The organism is Streptomyces sp. NPDC091682 (assembly GCF_044756625.1).
Classification (GTDB): domain Bacteria; phylum Actinomycetota; class Actinomycetes; order Streptomycetales; family Streptomycetaceae; genus Streptomyces.
Genome location: NZ_JBIVTH010000033.1, coordinates 1 through 18,691, shown reverse-complemented (window position 1 = coordinate 18,691; position 18,691 = coordinate 1). Strand labels below are relative to the sequence as shown.

14 protein-coding genes, 1 tRNA gene and 2 pseudogenes are annotated in these 18,691 nt (G+C 71.4%); 7 read left to right on the top strand and 10 right to left on the bottom strand.

The window, feature by feature from the left end:
* The first annotated feature begins 160 nt into the window (after positions 1 to 160).
* Positions 161 to 1,860 (top strand): annotated as a pseudogene (locus tag ACIQK6_RS39800) (glycosyl hydrolase family 18 protein).
* Between the two features lie 106 nt (positions 1,861 to 1,966).
* On the opposite strand, the gene ACIQK6_RS39795 reads toward ACIQK6_RS39800, so the two are convergent.
* A complete protein-coding gene (locus tag ACIQK6_RS39795; RefSeq protein WP_402697296.1) occupies positions 1,967 to 3,166 on the bottom strand; it encodes an RNA-guided endonuclease InsQ/TnpB family protein in 1,200 nt (399 codons plus the stop codon).
* Between the two features lie 145 nt (positions 3,167 to 3,311).
* Here ACIQK6_RS39795 and ACIQK6_RS39790 point away from each other — a divergent pair, with 145 nt between their 5' ends.
* From ACIQK6_RS39790 to ACIQK6_RS39780, 3 genes are all read left to right on the top strand, one after another.
* The gene (locus ACIQK6_RS39790) at positions 3,312 to 4,160 is read left to right on the top strand and encodes a helix-turn-helix transcriptional regulator (RefSeq protein ID WP_329101707.1); all 849 of its coding nucleotides are present in this window, start codon (positions 3,312 to 3,314) and stop codon (positions 4,158 to 4,160) included.
* Positions 4,120 to 4,380 (top strand): DUF397 domain-containing protein, encoded by a 261-nt coding sequence (locus tag ACIQK6_RS39785; protein ID WP_329101709.1) that lies wholly within the window; start codon positions 4,120 to 4,122, stop codon positions 4,378 to 4,380. The genes ACIQK6_RS39790 and ACIQK6_RS39785 overlap by 41 nt, the downstream gene beginning before the upstream one ends.
* A 133-nt stretch (positions 4,381 to 4,513) precedes the next feature.
* The gene (locus tag ACIQK6_RS39780) at positions 4,514 to 6,766 is read left to right on the top strand and encodes a hemopexin repeat-containing protein (protein WP_329101711.1); all 2,253 of its coding nucleotides are present in this window, start codon (positions 4,514 to 4,516) and stop codon (positions 6,764 to 6,766) included.
* Between the two features lie 48 nt (positions 6,767 to 6,814).
* Here the strand turns inward: ACIQK6_RS39780 and ACIQK6_RS39775 are convergent, their stop codons facing one another.
* Positions 6,815 to 8,698 carry a putative bifunctional diguanylate cyclase/phosphodiesterase gene (locus ACIQK6_RS39775; RefSeq protein WP_402697293.1) on the bottom strand — a complete coding sequence of 628 codons (1,884 nt, stop codon included), beginning with the start codon at positions 8,696 to 8,698 and terminating at the stop codon, positions 6,815 to 6,817.
* 346 nt (positions 8,699 to 9,044) lie between these two features.
* Between ACIQK6_RS39775 and ACIQK6_RS39770 the strand changes: the two genes are divergently transcribed.
* Positions 9,045 to 10,280 carry a M6 family metalloprotease domain-containing protein gene (locus ACIQK6_RS39770; protein WP_329101713.1) on the top strand — a complete coding sequence of 412 codons (1,236 nt, stop codon included), beginning with the start codon at positions 9,045 to 9,047 and terminating at the stop codon, positions 10,278 to 10,280.
* Between the two features lie 101 nt (positions 10,281 to 10,381).
* Here the strand turns inward: ACIQK6_RS39770 and ACIQK6_RS39765 are convergent.
* From ACIQK6_RS39765 to ACIQK6_RS39750, 4 genes and pseudogenes are all read right to left on the bottom strand, one after another.
* Positions 10,382 to 10,455, bottom strand: a tRNA-Lys gene (locus tag ACIQK6_RS39765).
* Positions 10,417 to 11,071: pseudogene (locus ACIQK6_RS39760) on the bottom strand (hypothetical protein). Before ACIQK6_RS39760 ends, ACIQK6_RS39765 begins: the two are co-directional and overlap by 39 nt.
* Before the next feature lie 143 nt (positions 11,072 to 11,214).
* Positions 11,215 to 11,556 (bottom strand): hypothetical protein, encoded by a 342-nt coding sequence (locus ACIQK6_RS39755; RefSeq protein ID WP_329101715.1) that lies wholly within the window; start codon positions 11,554 to 11,556, stop codon positions 11,215 to 11,217.
* Between the two features lie 337 nt (positions 11,557 to 11,893).
* Entirely contained in the window at positions 11,894 to 12,463 is a 570-nt protein-coding gene (locus tag ACIQK6_RS39750) for an NADPH-dependent FMN reductase (RefSeq protein ID WP_402697291.1), read from the bottom strand.
* 114 nt (positions 12,464 to 12,577) lie between these two features.
* Here ACIQK6_RS39750 and ACIQK6_RS39745 point away from each other — a divergent pair, with 114 nt between their 5' ends.
* Complete coding sequence (locus tag ACIQK6_RS39745; protein ID WP_329101719.1) at positions 12,578 to 13,060, top strand: MarR family winged helix-turn-helix transcriptional regulator; 483 nt, start codon at positions 12,578 to 12,580, stop codon at positions 13,058 to 13,060.
* A 19-nt stretch (positions 13,061 to 13,079) separates the two neighbouring features.
* Here ACIQK6_RS39745 and ACIQK6_RS39740 read toward each other — a convergent pair whose 3' ends face one another.
* From ACIQK6_RS39740 to ACIQK6_RS39725, 4 genes are all read right to left on the bottom strand, one after another.
* Positions 13,080 to 13,541, bottom strand: a complete 462-nt coding sequence (locus tag ACIQK6_RS39740; protein ID WP_329101721.1) for a hypothetical protein — start codon at positions 13,539 to 13,541, stop codon at positions 13,080 to 13,082.
* A gap of 81 nt (positions 13,542 to 13,622) precedes the next feature.
* A complete protein-coding gene (locus ACIQK6_RS39735) occupies positions 13,623 to 14,963 on the bottom strand; it encodes an AAA domain-containing protein (protein WP_402697288.1) in 1,341 nt (446 codons plus the stop codon).
* A complete protein-coding gene (locus ACIQK6_RS39730) occupies positions 14,960 to 16,543 on the bottom strand; it encodes a hypothetical protein (protein WP_329101726.1) in 1,584 nt (527 codons plus the stop codon). Before ACIQK6_RS39730 ends, ACIQK6_RS39735 begins: the two co-directional genes overlap by 4 nt.
* Complete coding sequence (locus tag ACIQK6_RS39725) at positions 16,531 to 17,727, bottom strand: hypothetical protein (RefSeq protein ID WP_329101727.1); 1,197 nt, start codon at positions 17,725 to 17,727, stop codon at positions 16,531 to 16,533. The genes ACIQK6_RS39730 and ACIQK6_RS39725 overlap by 13 nt, the downstream gene beginning before the upstream one ends.
* 110 nt (positions 17,728 to 17,837) lie before the next feature.
* Between ACIQK6_RS39725 and ACIQK6_RS39720 the strand changes: the two genes are divergently transcribed.
* Positions 17,838 to 18,434, top strand: a complete 597-nt coding sequence (locus ACIQK6_RS39720) for a histidine phosphatase family protein (RefSeq protein ID WP_329101729.1) — start codon at positions 17,838 to 17,840, stop codon at positions 18,432 to 18,434.
* The last annotated feature ends 257 nt before the right edge of the window (positions 18,435 to 18,691 follow it).

Genomic DNA, 18,691 nt, shown 5'->3' with positions numbered 1-18,691 from the left:
CGGTTTCTGTTGTGCGCTCAGGTCTCTGACTTGGGGAAATAGCGCGTGAGTGGTCTAGTCCTTCTTTGGTCCGAACCATTGACGTGGGGGTGGAGTGATCGCTATCACTTCTCTCACCCGAACCGCTTGAACTCCCCTCCCACCCCCACGGAGACAGCTCATGCACATCCGTAAACCCCTCATCGCGGCCGCCGCCACGGCCGCGCTGGCCGCCGGAGCGCTGGCCTCCTTCGCGGGACTCGGCACCGCCCAGGCCGCCGGCGTCCCGGCCGGCGCCGCGGCAGCGGCGGGCGGCGTCCGCATCGCCTACTACGACCAGTGGAGCGTGTACGGCAACGCCTTCTACCCCAAGCACCTCGACACCCGGGGCATAGCGGGCAAGCTGGACGTCATCAACTACTCGTTCGGCAACATCCACCCCACCAACCTCACCTGTTTCGAGGCGAACAAGGCGGCGGGCGACGACAACAACCCCAACGCCGGTGACGGCGCGGGCGACTCCTGCGCCGACTACCAGAAGTCCTTCAGCGCCGCGGACAGCGTCAGCGGGGTCGCCGACAAGTGGGACCAGCCGATCGTCGGCGTCTTCAACCAGTTCAAGCAGCTGAAGGCCAAGTACCCCCAGCTGAAGATCAACATCTCGCTGGGCGGCTGGACCTACTCCAAGTACTTCAGCGACGCGGCCAAGACCGACGCCTCCCGCAAGAAGCTGGTCTCCTCCTGCATCGACCAGTACATCAAGGGCAACCTCCCGGTCGAGGGCGGCTACGGCGGCCAGGGCGTCGCGGCCGGCATCTTCGACGGCATCGACATCGACTGGGAGTACCCGGGCTCCTCCGGCGGCCACCTCGGCAACCACTACGCCCCCGAGGACAAGCAGAACTTCACGCTCCTGCTCAAGGAGTTCCGCGAGCAGCTCGACGCCTACGGCCAGGCCAACGGCGGCAAGAAGTTCCTGCTGACCGCCGCCCTCCCGGCCGGCCAGGACAAGATCAAGTACATCGAGACGGACAAGATCGGTTCGTACCTCGACTACGCGAACATCATGACGTACGACATGCACGGAGCCTGGGACGGCGACGGCCCGACCTACCACCAGTCCCCGCTCTACTCCGGGGCGAACGACCCGACCGACCCGATCGCGCCGGGCACCCAGAAGTACAGCGTCGACAACGCGATCGACTCCTGGATCGACGGCAACCCGGCCTACGGCATCACCGGCGGCTTTCCCGCCAACAAGCTGACGCTGGGCTACGAGTTCTACTACCGCGGCTGGAAGGGCGTCCCCGCCGGGGCGAACAACGGCCTCGCCCAGTCCGCGACCGGCGCCTCGGGCGCCCGCCCCACCAGCCAGCAGGCCGGCATCGCCAACTACAAGGAGCTCGGCGGCCTCGTCGACAACCCGGCGACCACCTTCTGGGACGACCAGGCCAAGGCCTCGTACTTCTACAAGGACGGCGAGTTCTTCACCGGCCTGAACCAGAAGTCCATCCAGGCCCGGGTCGACTACGGCAAGCAGCGCGGCCTGGCCGGCGCGATGATGTACTCCCTGCTCGGCCTGGACAACAACACCACCCTGCTGAACCAGATCTCGGACGCCCTCGGCGGCACCACCGTCCCGCCGACCACCCCGCCGACGACGCCTCCGACCACTCCGCCCACGACCCCGCCGACCACGCCCCCGACCACCCCGCCGACGGGCTGCGGCTCGACGCCGGCGTACGTCGCGGGCACGGTCTACACGGCCGGCAACGAGGTCGCGCACAACGGCCGCAAGTACAAGGCCCAGTGGTGGACGCAGAACGAGACCCCGGCACCACGGGTGAGTGGGGCGTCTGGAAGGACCTCGGCGCCTGCTGATCTCCCCCCACCCCGCGCCGAGCGACACCTCCGCCCTGCCCCTCACCGGGGTGGGGCGGCGGTGTGTCACGTGACTCCTCCCCCTCCTGAAGGAGGGGGCTTCTCGCTAGGCCGGGTTGGCGTCGCGACGGACCAGCCCGGCCCGTAGAACGTTCAAGGCGCCCACCGTGTCTGCGTGCGCGTGGTGGCCGCAGGCGACGCAGTGGAACCTCTGCTGGGTGGGCCGGTTCTCTGCTCCGACGTGCCCGCATTGGGGACAGGTCCGGGAGGTGTTGCGGGGGTCCACAGCGATCAGCTCTCGTCCGGCGCTTTCAGCCTTGGCGTGCAGGATCTTCAGGAACACCCCCCATCCGGCATCCGAGACTGAGCGGTTGAGTCCGGCCTTCGTGGCGGCCCCGTTGGGCAAAAAGCTGCCGGGATGGTCAGGGTCGGGTTTCGCTTTGGGCGCCCTGACCATGTTGCGGATCTTGAGGTCTTCGTGCGCAATGAAGTCGTGTTGGCGGACCAGGTCCAGGGCGGTTTTGTGGGCGTGGTCGAGGCGCTGGCGGCGGACCTTGCGGTGCAGGTCGGCAACCTTGCGGACGGTCTTCTTGCGCCGGTTGCTTCGGCGCTCGCACCGGGCAAGGGCCTGCTGTGCGGCTCCGAGCTTCGCGGCAACCTTCCGCCCGTGGCGCGGGTTCTCGACAAACCCGCCGCTGGAGTCGGCGAGGAAGTGGGTCAAACCCATGTCAATTCCAGCCGTGCTGCCCGTTTTGGGCTTCGGCTCGGGCTGTGCCTGCTCGGCGGTCAGGATCACATACCAGCGTTTTCCCTCGCGCTTGACGGTGATGGTCTTGACCTTGCCGGTCAATGGCCGGTGCTGGTTGACCTTGACGTGCCCCACACCCTGGAAGCGGACGCAGGTGACCGGGTCGTGCGGGGTGGAGTCCCATCGGCAGCCGTCGCCGTCCTCGGGGAACTCCACCGTGTCGAACCGGTTCATCCCGCGAAAGCGCGGGTAGCCAGGCGTGTCACCGGACTTGACGCGGCGGAAGAACGCGGCGAACGCCTTGGCGAGACGGCGCAGTGTCGCCTGCTGAGAGGAGAACGACCAGCGGCCCTGACACTCCGGGTCGAACGCCCGGATCTCCTTGAGCTGCGCGGACTGCATCCCGTACTGGACACTCGTCTTCGACACATGCCGCCAGGCGTCCCGGCGTTCCTGCAACGCGCCGTTGTAGAGCGAGCAGTGATCGCGCAGCATCTCGCCCAGCGCGACCTGCTGCCCGGCAGTGGGCCGCATGAGGAACTTGTACGCACGGATCACCTGGCCCACCCCCTTTCGGTGCTGTGATTCAACCTAGCGATACCCACGCAGGACCAGGGACGGTTACCGGATTTTGCGCACCGCTGCGTATCCAACTCGTTACGCTCGGAGATAGGCTGTACTTCCTGATCGGAGTGACCGTCCCATGGCTCAGGTCCGTGAAATCGATCCCAGTGCCTCGCCGCTGGACTACTACAGCTACGAGCTGCGCCGACTGAGAGAAGAGGCCGGCCTCAAGCAGGCGCAGCTGGGCGCGATCATCTTCTGTACGGGCTCCCTGATCGGCATGATCGAGAACGGCAAGCGGGTCCCGACGCGGGACTTCTCGGAACGGGTGGACGCGGCCCTGGGCACGGACGGGCACTTCTCCCGCCTGGTGGGGCTGGTCCTGCGGAGCGTGTTGCCGACGTGGTTCCAGCCGTTCGCAGAGATGGAGGCTCGGGCCTCGTACATCTCCACGTATCAGGCGCAGTTGGTGTACGGGCTGTTGCAGACGCCTGACTACGCGCGCGCTGTGCTGGCCAGCGGACTGCCGGAGGAGTTGGACGACATGCTGGCCGCACGACTGGACCGTCAGCGAATCCTGGACCGGGAGCACCCGCCCATGGTGTGGGTGGTGCTCGACGAGGCTGCGTTGTACCGACCGATCGGCGGCCTGGACGTCATGCGGGACCAGCTGGCCCACCTACTGCGCTTTCGAGAGAAGCGCTGGGTAAGGATCCAGGTGCTGCCCTTCGCGGCAGGTGAACACGCCAGCCTGATCGGCTCGTTCACTGCCATGAGGTTCGACGATGACCCAGACATGGTCTACTCGGAGGACCTCATCTCCGGACACATGACGGCCAACCCTGACACGGTCAAAGAAGCCTCGCTTCGTTACGCTCACGTGCAGGCCGCTGCTCTCTCCGTTGAGGCTTCGGCGGCACTGATTGTCCGCGTAATGGAGGAACGTTATGGGCATCAACCAGAACCTGACCAACGCGCGGTGGCGTAAGTCGAGCTACAGCGGGAACACCGGCGGCGAATGCGTCGAGTGCGCCCCGCTCGGCTCCGCCGCCTGGCGCAAGGCCTCGTACAGCGGAAACACCGGCGGCGACTGCGTCGAGGTGGCCGCCCAGCCCTGCAAGGTGGCGGTCCGGGACTCCAAGAACCCCGGCGGCCCCGCCTTCACCGTCACCCCGGAGGCGTTCACGGCGTTCGTCCGGAGTCTCTGAGGCGATCTCCCGGCAGCCCTGGGATGCGGGGCGGTCGGGAGTGGTCGACGCTGGAAGGGCGGGCCTGTGGCCCCATTGTGGAGTTCTCCGGCCAGGGCTCGCTCTTCCTCCCCCTCGCGTGAGGAGTCGACCCATGCGCGACGACTTCCGTTTGGCCATCAGGGCCGCCCCGACGTACAGCCGGGGTGAACCGGTGTCACTCATCTTCGAGCTGGAGAACCTGGGCGACAGGGACTACCGGCTACTTGTGTGGAACACCCCCCTCGAAGGTGAAGTCTTCAACTTCCTTGAGGTGCGGCACGAAAGCCAGGCCGTTCCCTACGACGGACGGCTGGTCAGCCGTACTGACCCCGGTCCGGACTCCTACCGCACCCTCCGCATCGGCGAGACCATCGTCGAGGAGCTCGACGTCACCGAGTCGTTCGCGCTGGACGAGCCCGGTACGTACGAGGTCACCCTGCTGGTGCGCTTCGCCGATGTCATCCCCGTCGTGGGGCCGGACGCCATCACCTCACGCCCCCGGCACGAGCACCAGGGACTCACCCTCGATCCGGTCAGCACGTGCTTCGACCTCCTGCCGGACGGCACCGCACGGGCCACGTCCGGCGAGCGGGCGCGCAGGGAGGGGCCGAGGGACGACGCCCGGCGGGTCGTGATCGCCCCGGACACGGAGCGGCCGTCGGCGCTGCTGCGGGACATCGTGCTTCCCCCGGGGTTCGCCGAGGTGTTCGCCGCGCACGACAACGCGTGCGCCTGGCTGGACGCGTCCATCGCCGAGCTGGACAGCTGGAGCGGCCGGACGGACAACAGCCTCTACCGGGAATGGTTCGGGGTGGACAGCGTCTCCCGCTACAAGACCGTGCGGGACCGCATGGCCGGGACGCGCGCCTGGATGAACAGGGAGATCACCTACGACCTGAGCCCTCCGAGCTGCGGAGCCAACACCACCAACTACACCCACCTCGGATCGGACACCGTCTACGTCTGTCCGGCCTTCTACACGCTCCCGGCGACCGGAACCGATTCCCGGTTCGGGGCCGTCGCGCACGAGTGGAGCCACGCGGCCACGAACGTCGACACCGACGACATCGTCTACGGCCTTCCGGCCTCGCGCGCCCTCGCGATCAGCAACCCGGACAAGGCGGCGAAGAACGCCGACAACTACAGCTCCTTCGTCGAAACGCTCAGCCTCCGCATGCTGACCGCGCCCGTCTTCTGGCCCAACGGCAAGGTGTACGTGTTCGCCGGCGGCCAGTACTACCGGATCGACCCCGCCAGCCGGCGGGTCGACCCCGGCTACCCGCTGCCCATCAACCCGAACTGGCCCGGACTGTGGGGCGACCGGATCGACGCCGGTGTGGTGTGGCCCAACGGCAAGGCGTACTTCTTCCGCGACAGCCAGTACATGCGCTACGACATCGCGACCGACAAGGTGGACGCGGGCTACCCGCTGCCCATCGGCCAGTTCTGGCCCGGTCTGTGGGGCGACCGGATCGACGCGGCGATCGTCTGGAACAACGGCAAGGCCTACTTCTTCCGTGACAACCAGTACATGCGCTACGACATCGCCGCCGACAAGGTGGACCCCGGCTACCCCAAGCCGATCGCCGGCAACTGGCCCGGCCTGTGGGGCGACGGCATCCAGGGCGCCGTGATGTGGAACGACGGCAAGGCGTACCTGATGCGCGGCTGGCAGTACGTCGGCTACGACGTCGCCGCGGACCGGGTCGCCCCGGCCTACCCGCGGGCGATCGGCGAGAACTGGCCCGGACTCTGGAGCGGCGGAGGCCTCGACGCGGCCATCATGTACAACAACGGCAACGCCTACTTCATGCGCGGCACCCACTACAGGGGCTACGACATCGCGGAAGACCGGGTCGTCGACCCCACCTACGAACTGACCATCGCCGGGAACTGGCCGGGCCTGTGGGACACCGTCGACTCGGGCATCCCGTGGCCCAACGGGAAGGTCTACTTCTTCCGCGGCAGGCAGTACGTGCGCTGGGACATCGCGACCAACCGGGTGGACCCCGGCTACCCGCGGCCGATCGCCGGGAACTGGCCCGGCCTGTGGAGCGACCGGATCGATGCCGCCGTCCTGTGGCCCACCAACGGCAAGGCGTACTTCTTCCGCGGCAACCAGTACATGCGGTACGACATCGCCACCGACAAGGTGGACCCCGGATACCCACTGCCGATCAGCCCGTACTGGCCCGGTCTGTGGAGCGACGGGGTCGACGCCGGGATCGTGTGGGACAACGGGAAGGCGTACTTCTTCAAGGGCTCGCAGTACGTGCGGTACGACATCGCCGCCGACCGGGTCGACGACGGCTACCCGCTGCCCATCGGCTCCAACTGGCCGGGCCTGCCCGGCCGCACGGCGTAGGCCACCGGAAGCGCTGGCCCGCAGGTCGAGAACGGCGAAGCGGAACGGCTAGCCGGGGTGCTCCGCGCCCGGTCTGGTGCCGATCATCTCGGCGATCCGCTCCGGTCCCACGGCCCGCGAGTAGAGCCAGCCCTGGCCCGTGTCGCAGCCCACGCGCCGCAGCCGCGCCGCCTGTCCGGCGGTCTCCACGCATTCCGCGGTCACCGTCAGGCCGAGCCGGTGCGCGAGCTGGACCAGGGCTTCGACGATCGTCTCGTCGGCCGGGTTCGGGTGCGAGCCCTCCTCGTAGCGGAATCCGCGCACGAACGAACCGTCCAGTTTCAGAACGGACACGGGAAGTCTGCTGAGGTAGGCGAGGTTCGAATAGCCGGTGCCGAAATCGTCGATCGCGATCCGCACGCCCATGTCGCTGAGCGCCTGAAGGGCTTGCAGGGGGCGCCCGGCCGAGCCCATCACCGCCGACTCGGTGAGCTCCAGTTGGAGCAGCTGCGGGGCGAGGCCCGTTTCGGCCAGGATCTCCGCGACGTCGCCCACGAGGTCCGAGTCCCAGACCTGCCGGACGGCGACGTTGACGGACACGAAGACCGGGGCGTCGCTGGGCTGTTCGATCTGCCAGCGGCGGGCCTGCCGGCAGGCGGTCCGCAGGACCCACTGTCCCAACTGGACGATGGAACCGTCCTCTTCGGCGATCCCGATGAACCGATTCGGCGTGAGCGTGCCGAACTGCGGGTGGTTCCAGCGCACCAGGGCCTCGACCCCGCGCACCGCGCCGCTCTCCAGGTCCACCAGCGGCTGATACTCCAGCTCGAACTCCCCCCGGTCCACGGCCCGTCGGAGCGTGGAGGAGAGCGCCTGGCGGGTCATGCGGTGCGCGTTGCGCTCCGGGTCGAACAGCGTCCAACGGGCCTTGCCGTCCGCCTTGGCCCAGTACAGGGTCGTGTCGGCGGCCTGCATCAGGCCGGTCGCCGAGGTGCCGGCCGCCGCCCGCTCCACGACCCCGATGGAGGCGGAGACGGACAGCCGCTGCCCGGCCAGGTCGAAGGGTTCCTGTACGGCGGTCAGCACGCTCCGCGCCAGGTCCGCGAGCTGTTCGGTGCCGGTGGAGTCCTCGACCAGCAGGGCGAACTCGTCGCCGCCGAGGCGTGCGACCAGGTGCCCGCCGGTGCGTCCGTAACCCGACTGGTCGGCGCACTGGGTGAGCCGGGCGGCGACGGCGGTGAGCAGCCGGTCGCCGACCCGGTGGCCGAGGGTGTCGTTCACGGCCTTGAACCCGTCGAGGTCCAGGTAGCACAGTCCGATCCGGCCCGTGCCGCCGCCGTGTTCGTACGAGGCGGCCTCCAGGGCGGCGGAGAGCCGCTCGAAGAACAGCGCGCGGTTCGGCAGGCGCGTGACCGGATCGTGCATCTGGAGGTGGCGCAGGCGGGCCTGGAGGTCGCGGCGGTCGCTGATGTCGGCCACCGACAGCAGGACGTCCCCGGTGTCGGGGACGGGCCCGAGGGTGACCTCGGTCCAGAGCGAGTGCCCGTCGGGATGCTTGAGGCGGCGGGTGCAGCGCAGTCGGGCTTGGCGGCCGCGGAGCACCTCCTGGTACGCGGCCCACGTGCGGGCCTCGGCGGCCAGGTCGACCAGGTCGGCGGCGGGCCGGTGGACGAGCGTGTGCGGTTCGCTGCCGAGCAGCCCGGCGAAGGCCTGGTTGGCGGCGACCACGTAGCCCTCGCGGTCGACGACGGCCATGGCGAGGTGGGCCGCGTTGAAGGCGGCCCGGTAGTCGCGCAGGTCGGAGTCGGCGGCGCGGTACGGCGGGGCCGGCGCGGCCTGGACGGCCTGGGCGGCCGATGTCGACGGCACTGCCGGCACTGCCGGGTGACGCTCCGTAATGGCCGATCGGATGCTGTCGGCCGCCGAACCGGTTCCTTCTGAGGTTCCGCTCACCGTTGGCTCCCGCAGTGTTCGTGAGTGTCCGCGCAGGAAAGTGTGCCGATCATAGAGGCTGCGGGGAGGCCCTATCCAGCGGCGCCACGGGTTGAGACGGTTCGGTTCGGTGTGATGACGGATCGGTGACGGAAGACCGGGCGATCGTTTCTGCGCGGCTCTGAGCATGCCGAGGCCCCTGCTGATCTCAGGTGATCGGTCGTGACTTTCTGTAGGTGGGGGCGTGAAGTTCGAGGGTCACCGACTTGCCGTACGGCTCACTCGTGTGGGGCAGCGGAACAGGGCATTAGTAAGACAATCGCCTCAAGGTGGATGAACAGGCACGAATCCACCACCGGAGGTCGATGTGGCGCGACAGCAGACACCCGGGGGAGTGGAACGCTCCCGCATCCGAAGTACCGCCGCGGCGCTCACCTCCCTGACGGCGCTCGCCGCCATGTCGCTCGTCGCCGGTCCCGCGGTGGCCGACTCGGGAGCCGGACCCTGCGCGCTGACCCGCACCTCGGCGCACCACTCCCTCGGCCTGGACACCTGGAACGGCGCCTACCCCAAACCCGAGCGCACCCTCAACGCCGTCATGGTCTTCCTCTCCTTCCCCGACCACCGCAGCGCCCTGACCACCGAGCAGATCGTCGGCGACTACTTCCCCGCCACCAGCGACTTCTTCCAGCAGGCCTCGTACGGGCGGTTCCGGCTGGTCCCGCACCCGCAGAAGCAGTGGATCCAGATGCCCAAGCCGTCCACCGCGTACGGGATAAAGCGGGACTGGGCCCCCGGGGACCGGGCCTCCTACCTGCGGGACGCGGTCGCCACCGCCGACGCCCAGGTGGACTTCCGCAAGTACGACGTCGTTTACTTCGTCGCCGACCCGGACGCGCCCGGCGTGGACTCCGACGCCACGAAGGTCGTCAACTTCGAGCACCCGATCGTCGCGGACGGCACGGAACTGCGGCGGATCGTCACCGTCTTCGAGCGCCACCCGCCGGACCGGAACGTGCTCGCCCACGAGACCGGGCACGTCTTCGACCTGCCCGACCTCTACCACCGACCCACGGACGGCAAGGGCGACTGGGACACCTACGTCGGGGACTGGGACGTCATGGGCAGCCAGTTCGGCATGGCCCCCGACCTCTTCGCCTGGCACAAGTGGAAGCTGGGCTGGCTGGACGCCTCCCAGGTGGACTGCGTGCAGACGGGATCCTCGCTGCACACCCTGCAGCCGCTGGCCCAGGCCCCGCTGAGCGGCGGAACGGGCGGCACGCGGCTCGCGGTGATCCGCACGGGCCCCGGCAGCGCGATCGCCGTCGAGGCGCGGGGCTCCGCCGGCAACGACGGGGACACGTGCACGGAGGGCGTCCTGGTCTACCGGGTGCGCAACGAGGCGTCGTCGGGCGGCGGCCCGATCGAGGTGCTGGACGCGCACCCGTCGACGGAGGCGTGCTGGGACCGCTCGGTGTACCCGCCGCTGGCGGACGCACCGCTGGAGGTCGGCGAGACGTACACCGTGCCGGGCGAGCGGATCACCATCGAGGTCGCGGACCGCACCCGGTCCGGCGCGTACACCGTGAAGATCACGACGTGACGGCCGGGCGCGCCGCGGGACACCCCGCGGCGCGCCCCGCCGGACGGCCCCGCCGGACAACGAAGAAGGCCCCCACTTGCGTGGGGGCCTTCTTCCGTCTGTGCGCCGCCAGGGACTCGAACCCCGGACCCGCTGATTAAGAGTCAGCTGCTCTAACCAACTGAGCTAGCGGCGCTTGTCTGACGTGGAAGACATTAGCAGGAGGATCGGCGGAACGAAAAATCGATATCCCCAGGTCCGGTCGGTGCGGGGGTGCGGGCCGCCCGTACGAAGGCCCAGAGCAGGGCCTCGGGCCCGGGAAGCCAGGGCTCGCGCGCGTCGGGGGCCACGAGCCACCGGGACGGCCCGGGCGTGGCGGCCAGCGGCGGCACGGTGACCGCGTCGCCCCGGCCGTGGCACAGCGGCGCCGGGGCGGTGCGGGAGCCTCCCCACTCCTCCCACGCCAAGAGGGCCGGCAGCCGGTGCGCGGTGCCGGGCGCGGCGAAGAGCAGCATCCGGCCGCGGTGCACGGCGACCGGCCCGGAGCCGGGGCCCTCGGCCCAGAGCAGGTCGAGGATGCGGCGCCCGAGGACCAGCGGGACGTTGACGACGTCGAAGGGATCGCCGCAGGGCAGCGTGGCGGGCAGCCCGGGACGGGCCTCCCACACCGCGAGGGTGCGCCGGGGATGGGCGGCTCCGGAGGTGAGCCAGGCGGCGCCCTGGGGGGTGACGTGGGTGGCGGGCGCGGTGCGGGTGCGCTCGTTGCGCGCATGGAGGGCGGTGCAGCCGGGAGCCGTCGTCAGCGTCGTCATATGCCACTGTCTACCCGCCGTAGCGGACTAGTATCCGCGAGTTACGAAAAACCGGGACGGCGGGGCCGCCGGCGGAGTATGGTGCGCCCCTCGAACCGCCGCAGGTGCCGGACGCCCGGCCCCCGCGGCGATCGGTCGAGGGGTTACGGCATGCCCGTGCCGCGCTGGAGGGTCTCGCCGAATTCGATCATCTTGCGGGCGTAGTCCTCGGTCCACTCCGCCTGTTCGGCGATCAGGGCCGGTGAGAGCCGGTCGAACCGGCGGGGATCCGCCAGCTGGGCCGCCGCCAGGGCCTGGAACTCCACCGCCCGCTCCTGCGCGGCCCGGAAGGCCAGCGTCAGCTCGGTCGCGCGGGTCAGAAGCTCCCGAGGGTCCTCGATCGACTCGAGGTCGAAGAAGTGCTCAGGGTCCGCCACGGCCTCCGAGGGCTCGAAGAGCAGAGGCGCCGGCCGCAGCCGCCGCTCGGTCCGCTCGGGCTCTGCCATGCGTGTCCTCCTGCTGCGCGTACGACGTGATTCCGGGCCACCGTCCATTGTCCAACGCCGCGCAAGACCCCTGCGCGACGGGCTAGAACACCCGTATGGCCGATGAGGTGCACGAGCAGGTGGAAAGGCCCAGTGACGGGGGAGTCGCACGGGCGATCGGGACGCGCCCCCTCCGGCCCACGTCGCGCTGACCGGCCGTCAGTCGCACGCCTCCGCGCCCGGGCGGCCGGCACCGCCCCCGTGCCGCCCGCCCCGGTGGCGGAGGCGGGCGGCGCCCTCGGCTACGGCGTACGGCTGCGCACGCACGCCGCGTACGACCATCCGGTGGGGACCCTGCTCACGCCGTGACGGCCTCGGCGGCGCGCCCCGCCGCCAGCTCGGCCACGTCGTCCAGGACCCCGGCGAGCTCGCCCGCGAGCGTCTCCGGGGCCCGGAAGCCCTCGGGGCCGAGCAGCTTGGGGATGCCCGGGATCGCGACGGAGCGCTCGGCGGGCAGCATGCCGAGACGGGTGAGGACCGGCAGCAGCATCTCGGCGGCCGGGGCGCCGCCGGTGGGGCCGGCGCTGTAGCTGACGATGCCGACCGGCTTGCCCTTCCACTCGTTGTAGAGGAAGTCGATGGCGTTCTTGAAGGGGGCGGTGAAGCCGCCGTTGTACATCGGCAGGACGAAGAGGAAGGCGTCGGCCGAGTCGACCAGGGCGCTCCAGTCGCGGGTGTGCTGGTGCGCGTAGTTGCCGGTGGAGGCGTACTCCGGCTCGTTGAGGAAGGGCAGGGCGATCTCGGCGAGGTCGACGGAGGTGACGTCGAAGCCGCCGCGCCCGCGGGCCTGCTCGGTCACCCAGCGGGCGAGCGGGCGGCCGGCGGAGGTGGGGCGGGTGGCGGCGGAGATGACGTGCAGGCGGGTCATGGCGAGGACTTCCGGTCGGCGTGATCATTGATGTGTCGGTTGATCAAACCCAGAATCTGAATGACATGTCAACCAGGTAAGTGATGTGTCACCGACCTGGTTAGAGTGGCGGGCATGACCCCCGCACCGCAGCCCGGGCCCCGCTGGCTCACCGAGTCCGAACAGGACGCCTGGTACGCGTGGCGGCGGATGTTCCCGCTGGTCAACGCGGAGATCGCACGCGACCTCAGCCAGGACAGCGGGCTCTCCGAAGCCGACTACGACGTCCTGTCGGTGCTCGGCTCCACGGACGGCCACCGGATGCGCATCAGCGCGCTGGCCGAGCTGATGCGCTGGTCCCGCAGCCGGCTGTCCCACCAGCTCACCCGCATGGAGCAGCGCGGCGCCGTCCGCCGCGAGGAGGTGGCCGCCGACGGCCGGGGCGCGGAGGTCGTCCTCACCGACGCCGGCGTCACCGCGATCACGGACGCGGCCCCGCTCCACGTGGAGTCCGTCCGCCACCACCTGATCGACGTCCTGACCCCGGAACAGCTGCGCACCCTGGCCGAGGTCGGCGAAACCCTCCACGCGCACCTGGGTGCCCGCCGCGAGCCCTGACCCGGTGGCCGCGTAGGCCTCAGCCGGTCCAGCCGGAGATCCGCACGTGCGTGACGTCCCCGTCCTCGTAGTCGAGCTCGATGTTCACCGCGTCCGCGAGTCGGTGGCCGGCTTCGTCCTTGACGGGCGCGTGACCCGGCAGCGGCGGGCTCGCGCACGCGTCGCTGTCCAGGCAGCCCATGGAAAACGTCGCCTCGGGATAGGAGGTCCGCAGCCATGCCTCCGTCTCCTTCCGGGGCGCGCGGAAGTCCAGGTCGTACGAGATGCTCATCCACTGGCCCGTCGTGCACCGCCGGTCGTGCGTCCCCGCGGGCAGCTCGGCAGCGCGGACGAACGCGGCCGCCTTGTCGCACGGCGCGCCCAGGACGCCGACGAAGGCAGCCGACACCTGATACGCGTACCAGCCTCCGAAGGCCAGTACGGCTGTCGTGGCGGTGATCGCGAGCCACACCGTGATGCGCTTGCGTCGTACGGATATCACTTGAAAACCCCCTGGTCACATTCACTTGAACATGTTCAAGGATGTGCGCGGAGGGGTCTTCGGTTCCACCCGTGCCGATCTTCAGGGCCGCCAGGGGACCCGGTGCTCGGCCAGGTGGGCGAGCACCGAATGGTTCGCTTCCCAGCCGTCCGGGAATTTGACCGTCACGCCCAACTGGACCGGTTCCGTCGAGGGATGGTCGTCCAGGAGTTCCGCTATGCCCGCCCGGGCCACCACCACGCACGCGTGCCGGTGCCGGGAGGCCAGTACGCACAGGCGGCCCGTCTCCAGGTGGAAGGCCGTCGCGTCCGGGCGGCCCGACAGCGGGTGGAGGACCACTGTGAGGTCGTACTCGCGGCCCTGGAGCCGGTTCGCGGTGTCCACCGTGACCCCCGAGACCCCGAGCGAGGCCAGCGCCGCACGGACCGCGGCCGCCTGGTCCCGGTGGGCCGTGCCGACCGCGATCCGATCCGCCGTCAGCGGGGCCGGGTCCGGGGACTGCTCGTCCGAGGTCACCGCCCCGCGGTCCAGGGCCCGGCGGACCACCAGGGCCACCGCCCGCACCGCCTCCGGGTCCGTGCGCGGGGTGTGCCGCGCGGGCAGCTCCAGCAGGCCCCAGCCCGCCTCGGCCGCCTCGTCCAGCACCCGGTCCGGACCCGACCCGTCCGAAGGCACCCCGTACGACAGCCGCCGCTCGCCCGGGCCCGTACCGCTACGGAACTGCGTGTACGGGTAGAAGGCGCGGGAGACCAACGGCGCCGCCGACGCCGGGAGCCGCCAGGACACCGGCAACCGGTGCTGCGGCAGCTGCGGATTGTGCGCGAGCAGGGTGCTCACCGCAGAGGCGGACGGGTCGTAGGACAGGCCCGCCCACTGCTCCGCGCCGACCACGCTGAACGGGTCCAACTGCCCCGGGTCGCCCACGAACAGCGCCCGCTCGAACAACCCGGCCACGGCCAGCAGCGCGTCCGAACGCATCTGGTACGCCTCGTCGACGATCGCGTGCTGCCACGGCTCGACGTCCTTGACGAAGGCCCACTTGGCCGCCGTGGAGATGGTGATCGGCAGCTCCGCGAGGTCCTTCGGCTTGGCCGACAAAGTGACCGAGGGCAGCTCGCGCAGCGCCGGGTCGTAGGCGTCCCCGTCACTGCTGTGCAGCCGGCCCACCTTCAGCTCCGGGTCCTTGTCGGCGAGGCGCAGCACCAGGTCGTCGACCTGCGCGTTGGTCTGCGCCACCACCATCAGGCGGCGTCCGGCCGCGGCCAGCTCGCGGGCCGCACGGACCACGAGCGTGGACTTGCCGGCCCCGGGCGGGGAGTCGACGACCACGCCCCGCTCGGACCCGTGCAGGGTGTCGGCCAGGATCGCGGCGGTCGCCCGGGCGGCCGCCGCGCCCGGGTCGAAGGGGGCGGTCGTGGTCACAGCAGGTCCTCGTCGGTCACGGAGTCGGGCAGGGGAAGGGCGCCCGCCGACCCCGGCGGGCCGCCGTGCGTCCACGGGGTCTGCTCGGGCTCCGGCAGTTTCGGGCCGCCGCGCGCATCGTGCTCGAAGAGCGTCCAGCAGAGCTGGTCGCCCTTCTCCGGGACCGTCCCCGGCTCGGGGTCCCGGCCGCGGCCCATCTTGTCGAGGAGCCGCAGGACCAGCCGCCCGTCCTCCTCGAAGCGGACGAACTGTGCGCTCTGCGGGCGCCCCTCCAGCGAGCGGAACACCTTCCCGCCGCCCTCGTCGGCGAGCTGCGGGCGGTCCTCCGTCACCACGGTCACCAGCGGGCGCGGGCTCGGCCGCTTCGACTCCGTCCACTCCATCACCACCTCGGTGACCTCACCGGCGAAGGCCTCGCCCGCGAGCCGTCGGCCCGCCATCACCAGGGGGTCGTCCAGGGCCTCCTGCGCGTCCAGCCGCACCTGTTCGGTCTCCCGCACGGCCAGCTTCTGGGCCGCCGTCACCGCGTCGTCGCGGCGCGGCTGCGGCGGCTCACCGGCCCGTACGCGGTCGCGGTGGCCGGTGTAGGACCAGCGGTCGCGCGTCCAGCGTTCCTCCGCGCGCTCGCCCGGCGGCAGGGCGCGCAGCAGGTCGATCGCCTGCCACGTCTGCCACCAGGTGCCCGACAGCTGGGATTCGACCAGCCGGTGCACCTCCTGCTCGGCCGCCCGGACATGGCGGTCGTCGTCGCCGGGGCCGGCCGCCAGGGCCGCGCGCGCGGCGTCGTAGCGGGTGATGGCGGGAGCCAGCAGCTTGTTGTCGAAAGCCGGATCGGTGGCCGGACCCGCGGGCGGGCACAGCAGCTGGCCGTCCCGGTCACGACCCAGCTCGGCCCGGTGCGCCTCCTCGGCGCCCGACCGGCCCGCGGGCGGGGCGATCCAGCCCAGGAGCGCGCCCAGGTGCTGGTCCTCCAGGTTGCTCTGGCCGGTGGCCCAGTGCCGGGACAGCAGGTCGGTGGCCGACAGCAGCATCGAGGAGCCGGGCACCCGAGAGCGCTCGGCGAGGTGGGTGAACCAGCGGCCGAGCATCGGCACCTGCGAGGGCGCCGGATACGGATTGTCCGGATCCTCCTCGGCGGTGCGCCGGAACCGCATCGAGCGCCCCAGCAGCCGGACGTACTCGATGCCCGCCCGGCTCGGCACGATCAGCTGCGGCGCGTCCACGCACAGCTCGGTCTCGACCTTGACCCGCTTGCCCGTCTCCGGGTCGGTCTCGCTGCGTTCGGCCGGCTCCACGACGTCCGCGTACGCGTCGATGTGGCCCAGCACCTGCACGGCCAGATCGGCGAGGAAGGCCCAGCGCCGGTCGCGGTCGCGCGGCTGGGGTATCACGAACACCCGCGGCTCGTGCCGGTCGGTGCCGACCATCGCACCGAGCGGGGCGCCCGCCTCACCGGCCGTCGTCAGCGGCACGAAAACCATCGGGCGCTCGCTCAGGTGACGGTGGCGCACGGTCGCGAGCGGCTGGGCGCGGCCCGCACGTACGGCCTCCAGCCGGGCCAGCGTGTTCAGCAGGGACATGCGGGGGTCTCCGGGGCGTGGTGCGGCGGACGGGCGGCGGCGGCCAGTTCCAGGGCCTCGGCGCGCAACCGGGCGGCGCGGTGCAGCGCGGCGGCGGTCGGATCCTCGGCGCAGCCGAAGCCGGCGGCCGCCGCGAGGGCGGCCTCGACGGTGGTCAGCGCACCCAGCTCACCCCGTACCGACCGGCCCAGCGCGGTGACCTGGTCGGCGGCGCGGGCCCGGTCGCGGCAGTGGAAGGCGAGCTCACAGGCGGCCAGGCACTCGGGGGCGTAGGCGGCGTCGACCGCGGAGACCGCCTCGACCAGCTGCTCGGGGGTCCGCGTCGCCGGGTCGAAGCTGAGGCCCTCGGGCAGGGCGGCGGCCAGCTCCTCGACGCGGGTCAGCCGGTCCAGCTGGCGGCGGGTCACGGAGCGCTCGCGGCGGATGTCGACGGGGGCGGCGGTGGGCAGGTTCGAGAAGTCCTTGGGGCAGACCAGCAGCACGGTGTGGCCGACCTCGGCGCCGGGCAGTTTCCCGGCGGTCTGCTCCAGGGCCAGGACGTAGACGGCGGCCTGCCGGGCGGCGGCGCCCACCTTCGCGGCGTCGGCGGCGCCGTCGACCATCGGGAACGACTTGATCTCCACGACGGTCCAGCGGCCGTCGGGGTGGACCACGACGGCGTCGGGCTCCAGATAGGCGGGGGAGCCGGCCACCTCCAGGGCGAGCATCGGGTGGTCCAGCAGCGTCCAGGCCCCGGAGTCCCGGCCGGCGGCGGTCGCCTCGCGCAGGGCGAGCGCGGTCCGCGCGGCGCGGCCCTCGGGTCCGGCGGCGGTCAGGTCGGGTACGCGGGCACCGGCCCCGGGGGACCCGGGCGACTCCGCGGTCGGCGCGAGGTGCGCGTGGACCAGCCGCAGCAGCTCGGCCCCGCCGTCGCCCTTGACCTTGGCCTCGAAGGAGTTCCCGCGGACTATGGCGAACTGCGACTGCCCGAAGGAAGCGGGGGAGCCGAGCGCCGTGGCCAGGGCGGTCTTGTCCACCCCGGCGCCGTCGAGCAGGGCGCGTCTGCCGCAGCCGGGATTGGCGGCGAGGGCCGCCAGTGCCCGGGCGTCGAGCGGACGGGGCGGCACGGCGGGGCCGCGCAGACCGGCGAGCCGCTGCCGCAGGGTCGTCGGCTGCGCGGGGCTGCTGGGCGGGTAAGAGCTCACCCGCGGAAGTGTCCCATCCACCACTGACAATCGTGGAAGGAGCGCGGAAACCGGTGGTGGGGGCCGGTGATGGATGATGGACGGACCTCGAACGAACCGGGAGAAGTGACATGGCCCCCCGCATCCTGCTGGCCCGCCACGGCCAGACGGCGTGGTCCCAGCTCGGCAAGCACACCGGACGCACGGACGTGCCGATGCTGGAGGAGGGCAAGTTGGGCGCGAAGCTGCTCGGCGAGCGGCTGGCCCGTGACCCGTGGCGGGGGCTACCGGGCGTCGAGGTCCGCACCAGCCCGCTCGTGCGGGCGAGCGAGAGCTGCGACCTGGCGGGCTTCGGAGCCCGGGCCGAACCGTGGGACGCGCTGATGGAGTGGGACTACGGCGACTACGAGGGCATGACCCCGGCCGAGATCCAGGCCGTCCGGCCGGGCTGGCTGATCTGGCGCGACGGCGTACCGGGCGGCGAGTCCGTGGCGGACGTGGCGGCCCGCGCGGACGAGGTGGTCGCCTGGGCCCGCTCGGCGGAGCGCGACGTCCTGGTCTTCGCGCACGGGCACATCCTGCGCACGCTGGCCGCGCGCTGGCTGGGCTTCGAGGCCTCCTTCGGCGCCCGCATCCGGCTGGAGCCGACCTCCCTCTCGGTCCTCGGCTGGGCCTACGGCGCGCCGGCGCTGGAACGCTGGAACGACACGGGTCACCTGGACGCGTAACCCTGCGGGCTCGCTCGGCGGTGTGCGGCGGGTCCGGACCCGTGCCGTTGCCCTGCGGGCTTGCTCGGTGGTGTGCGGCGGGTCCGGATCCGTGCCGGGCTCCGCCTCAAACGCTGGCGGGGCTGGAAATGCGGGCCCGTGCCGTGTGCGGTGGCGGGGGTCGGGGGGGGGGGGGGGGGGGGGGGGGGGGGGGGGGGGGGGGGGGGGGGGGGGGGGGGGGGGGGGGGGGGGGGGGGGGGGGGGGGGGGGGGGGGGGG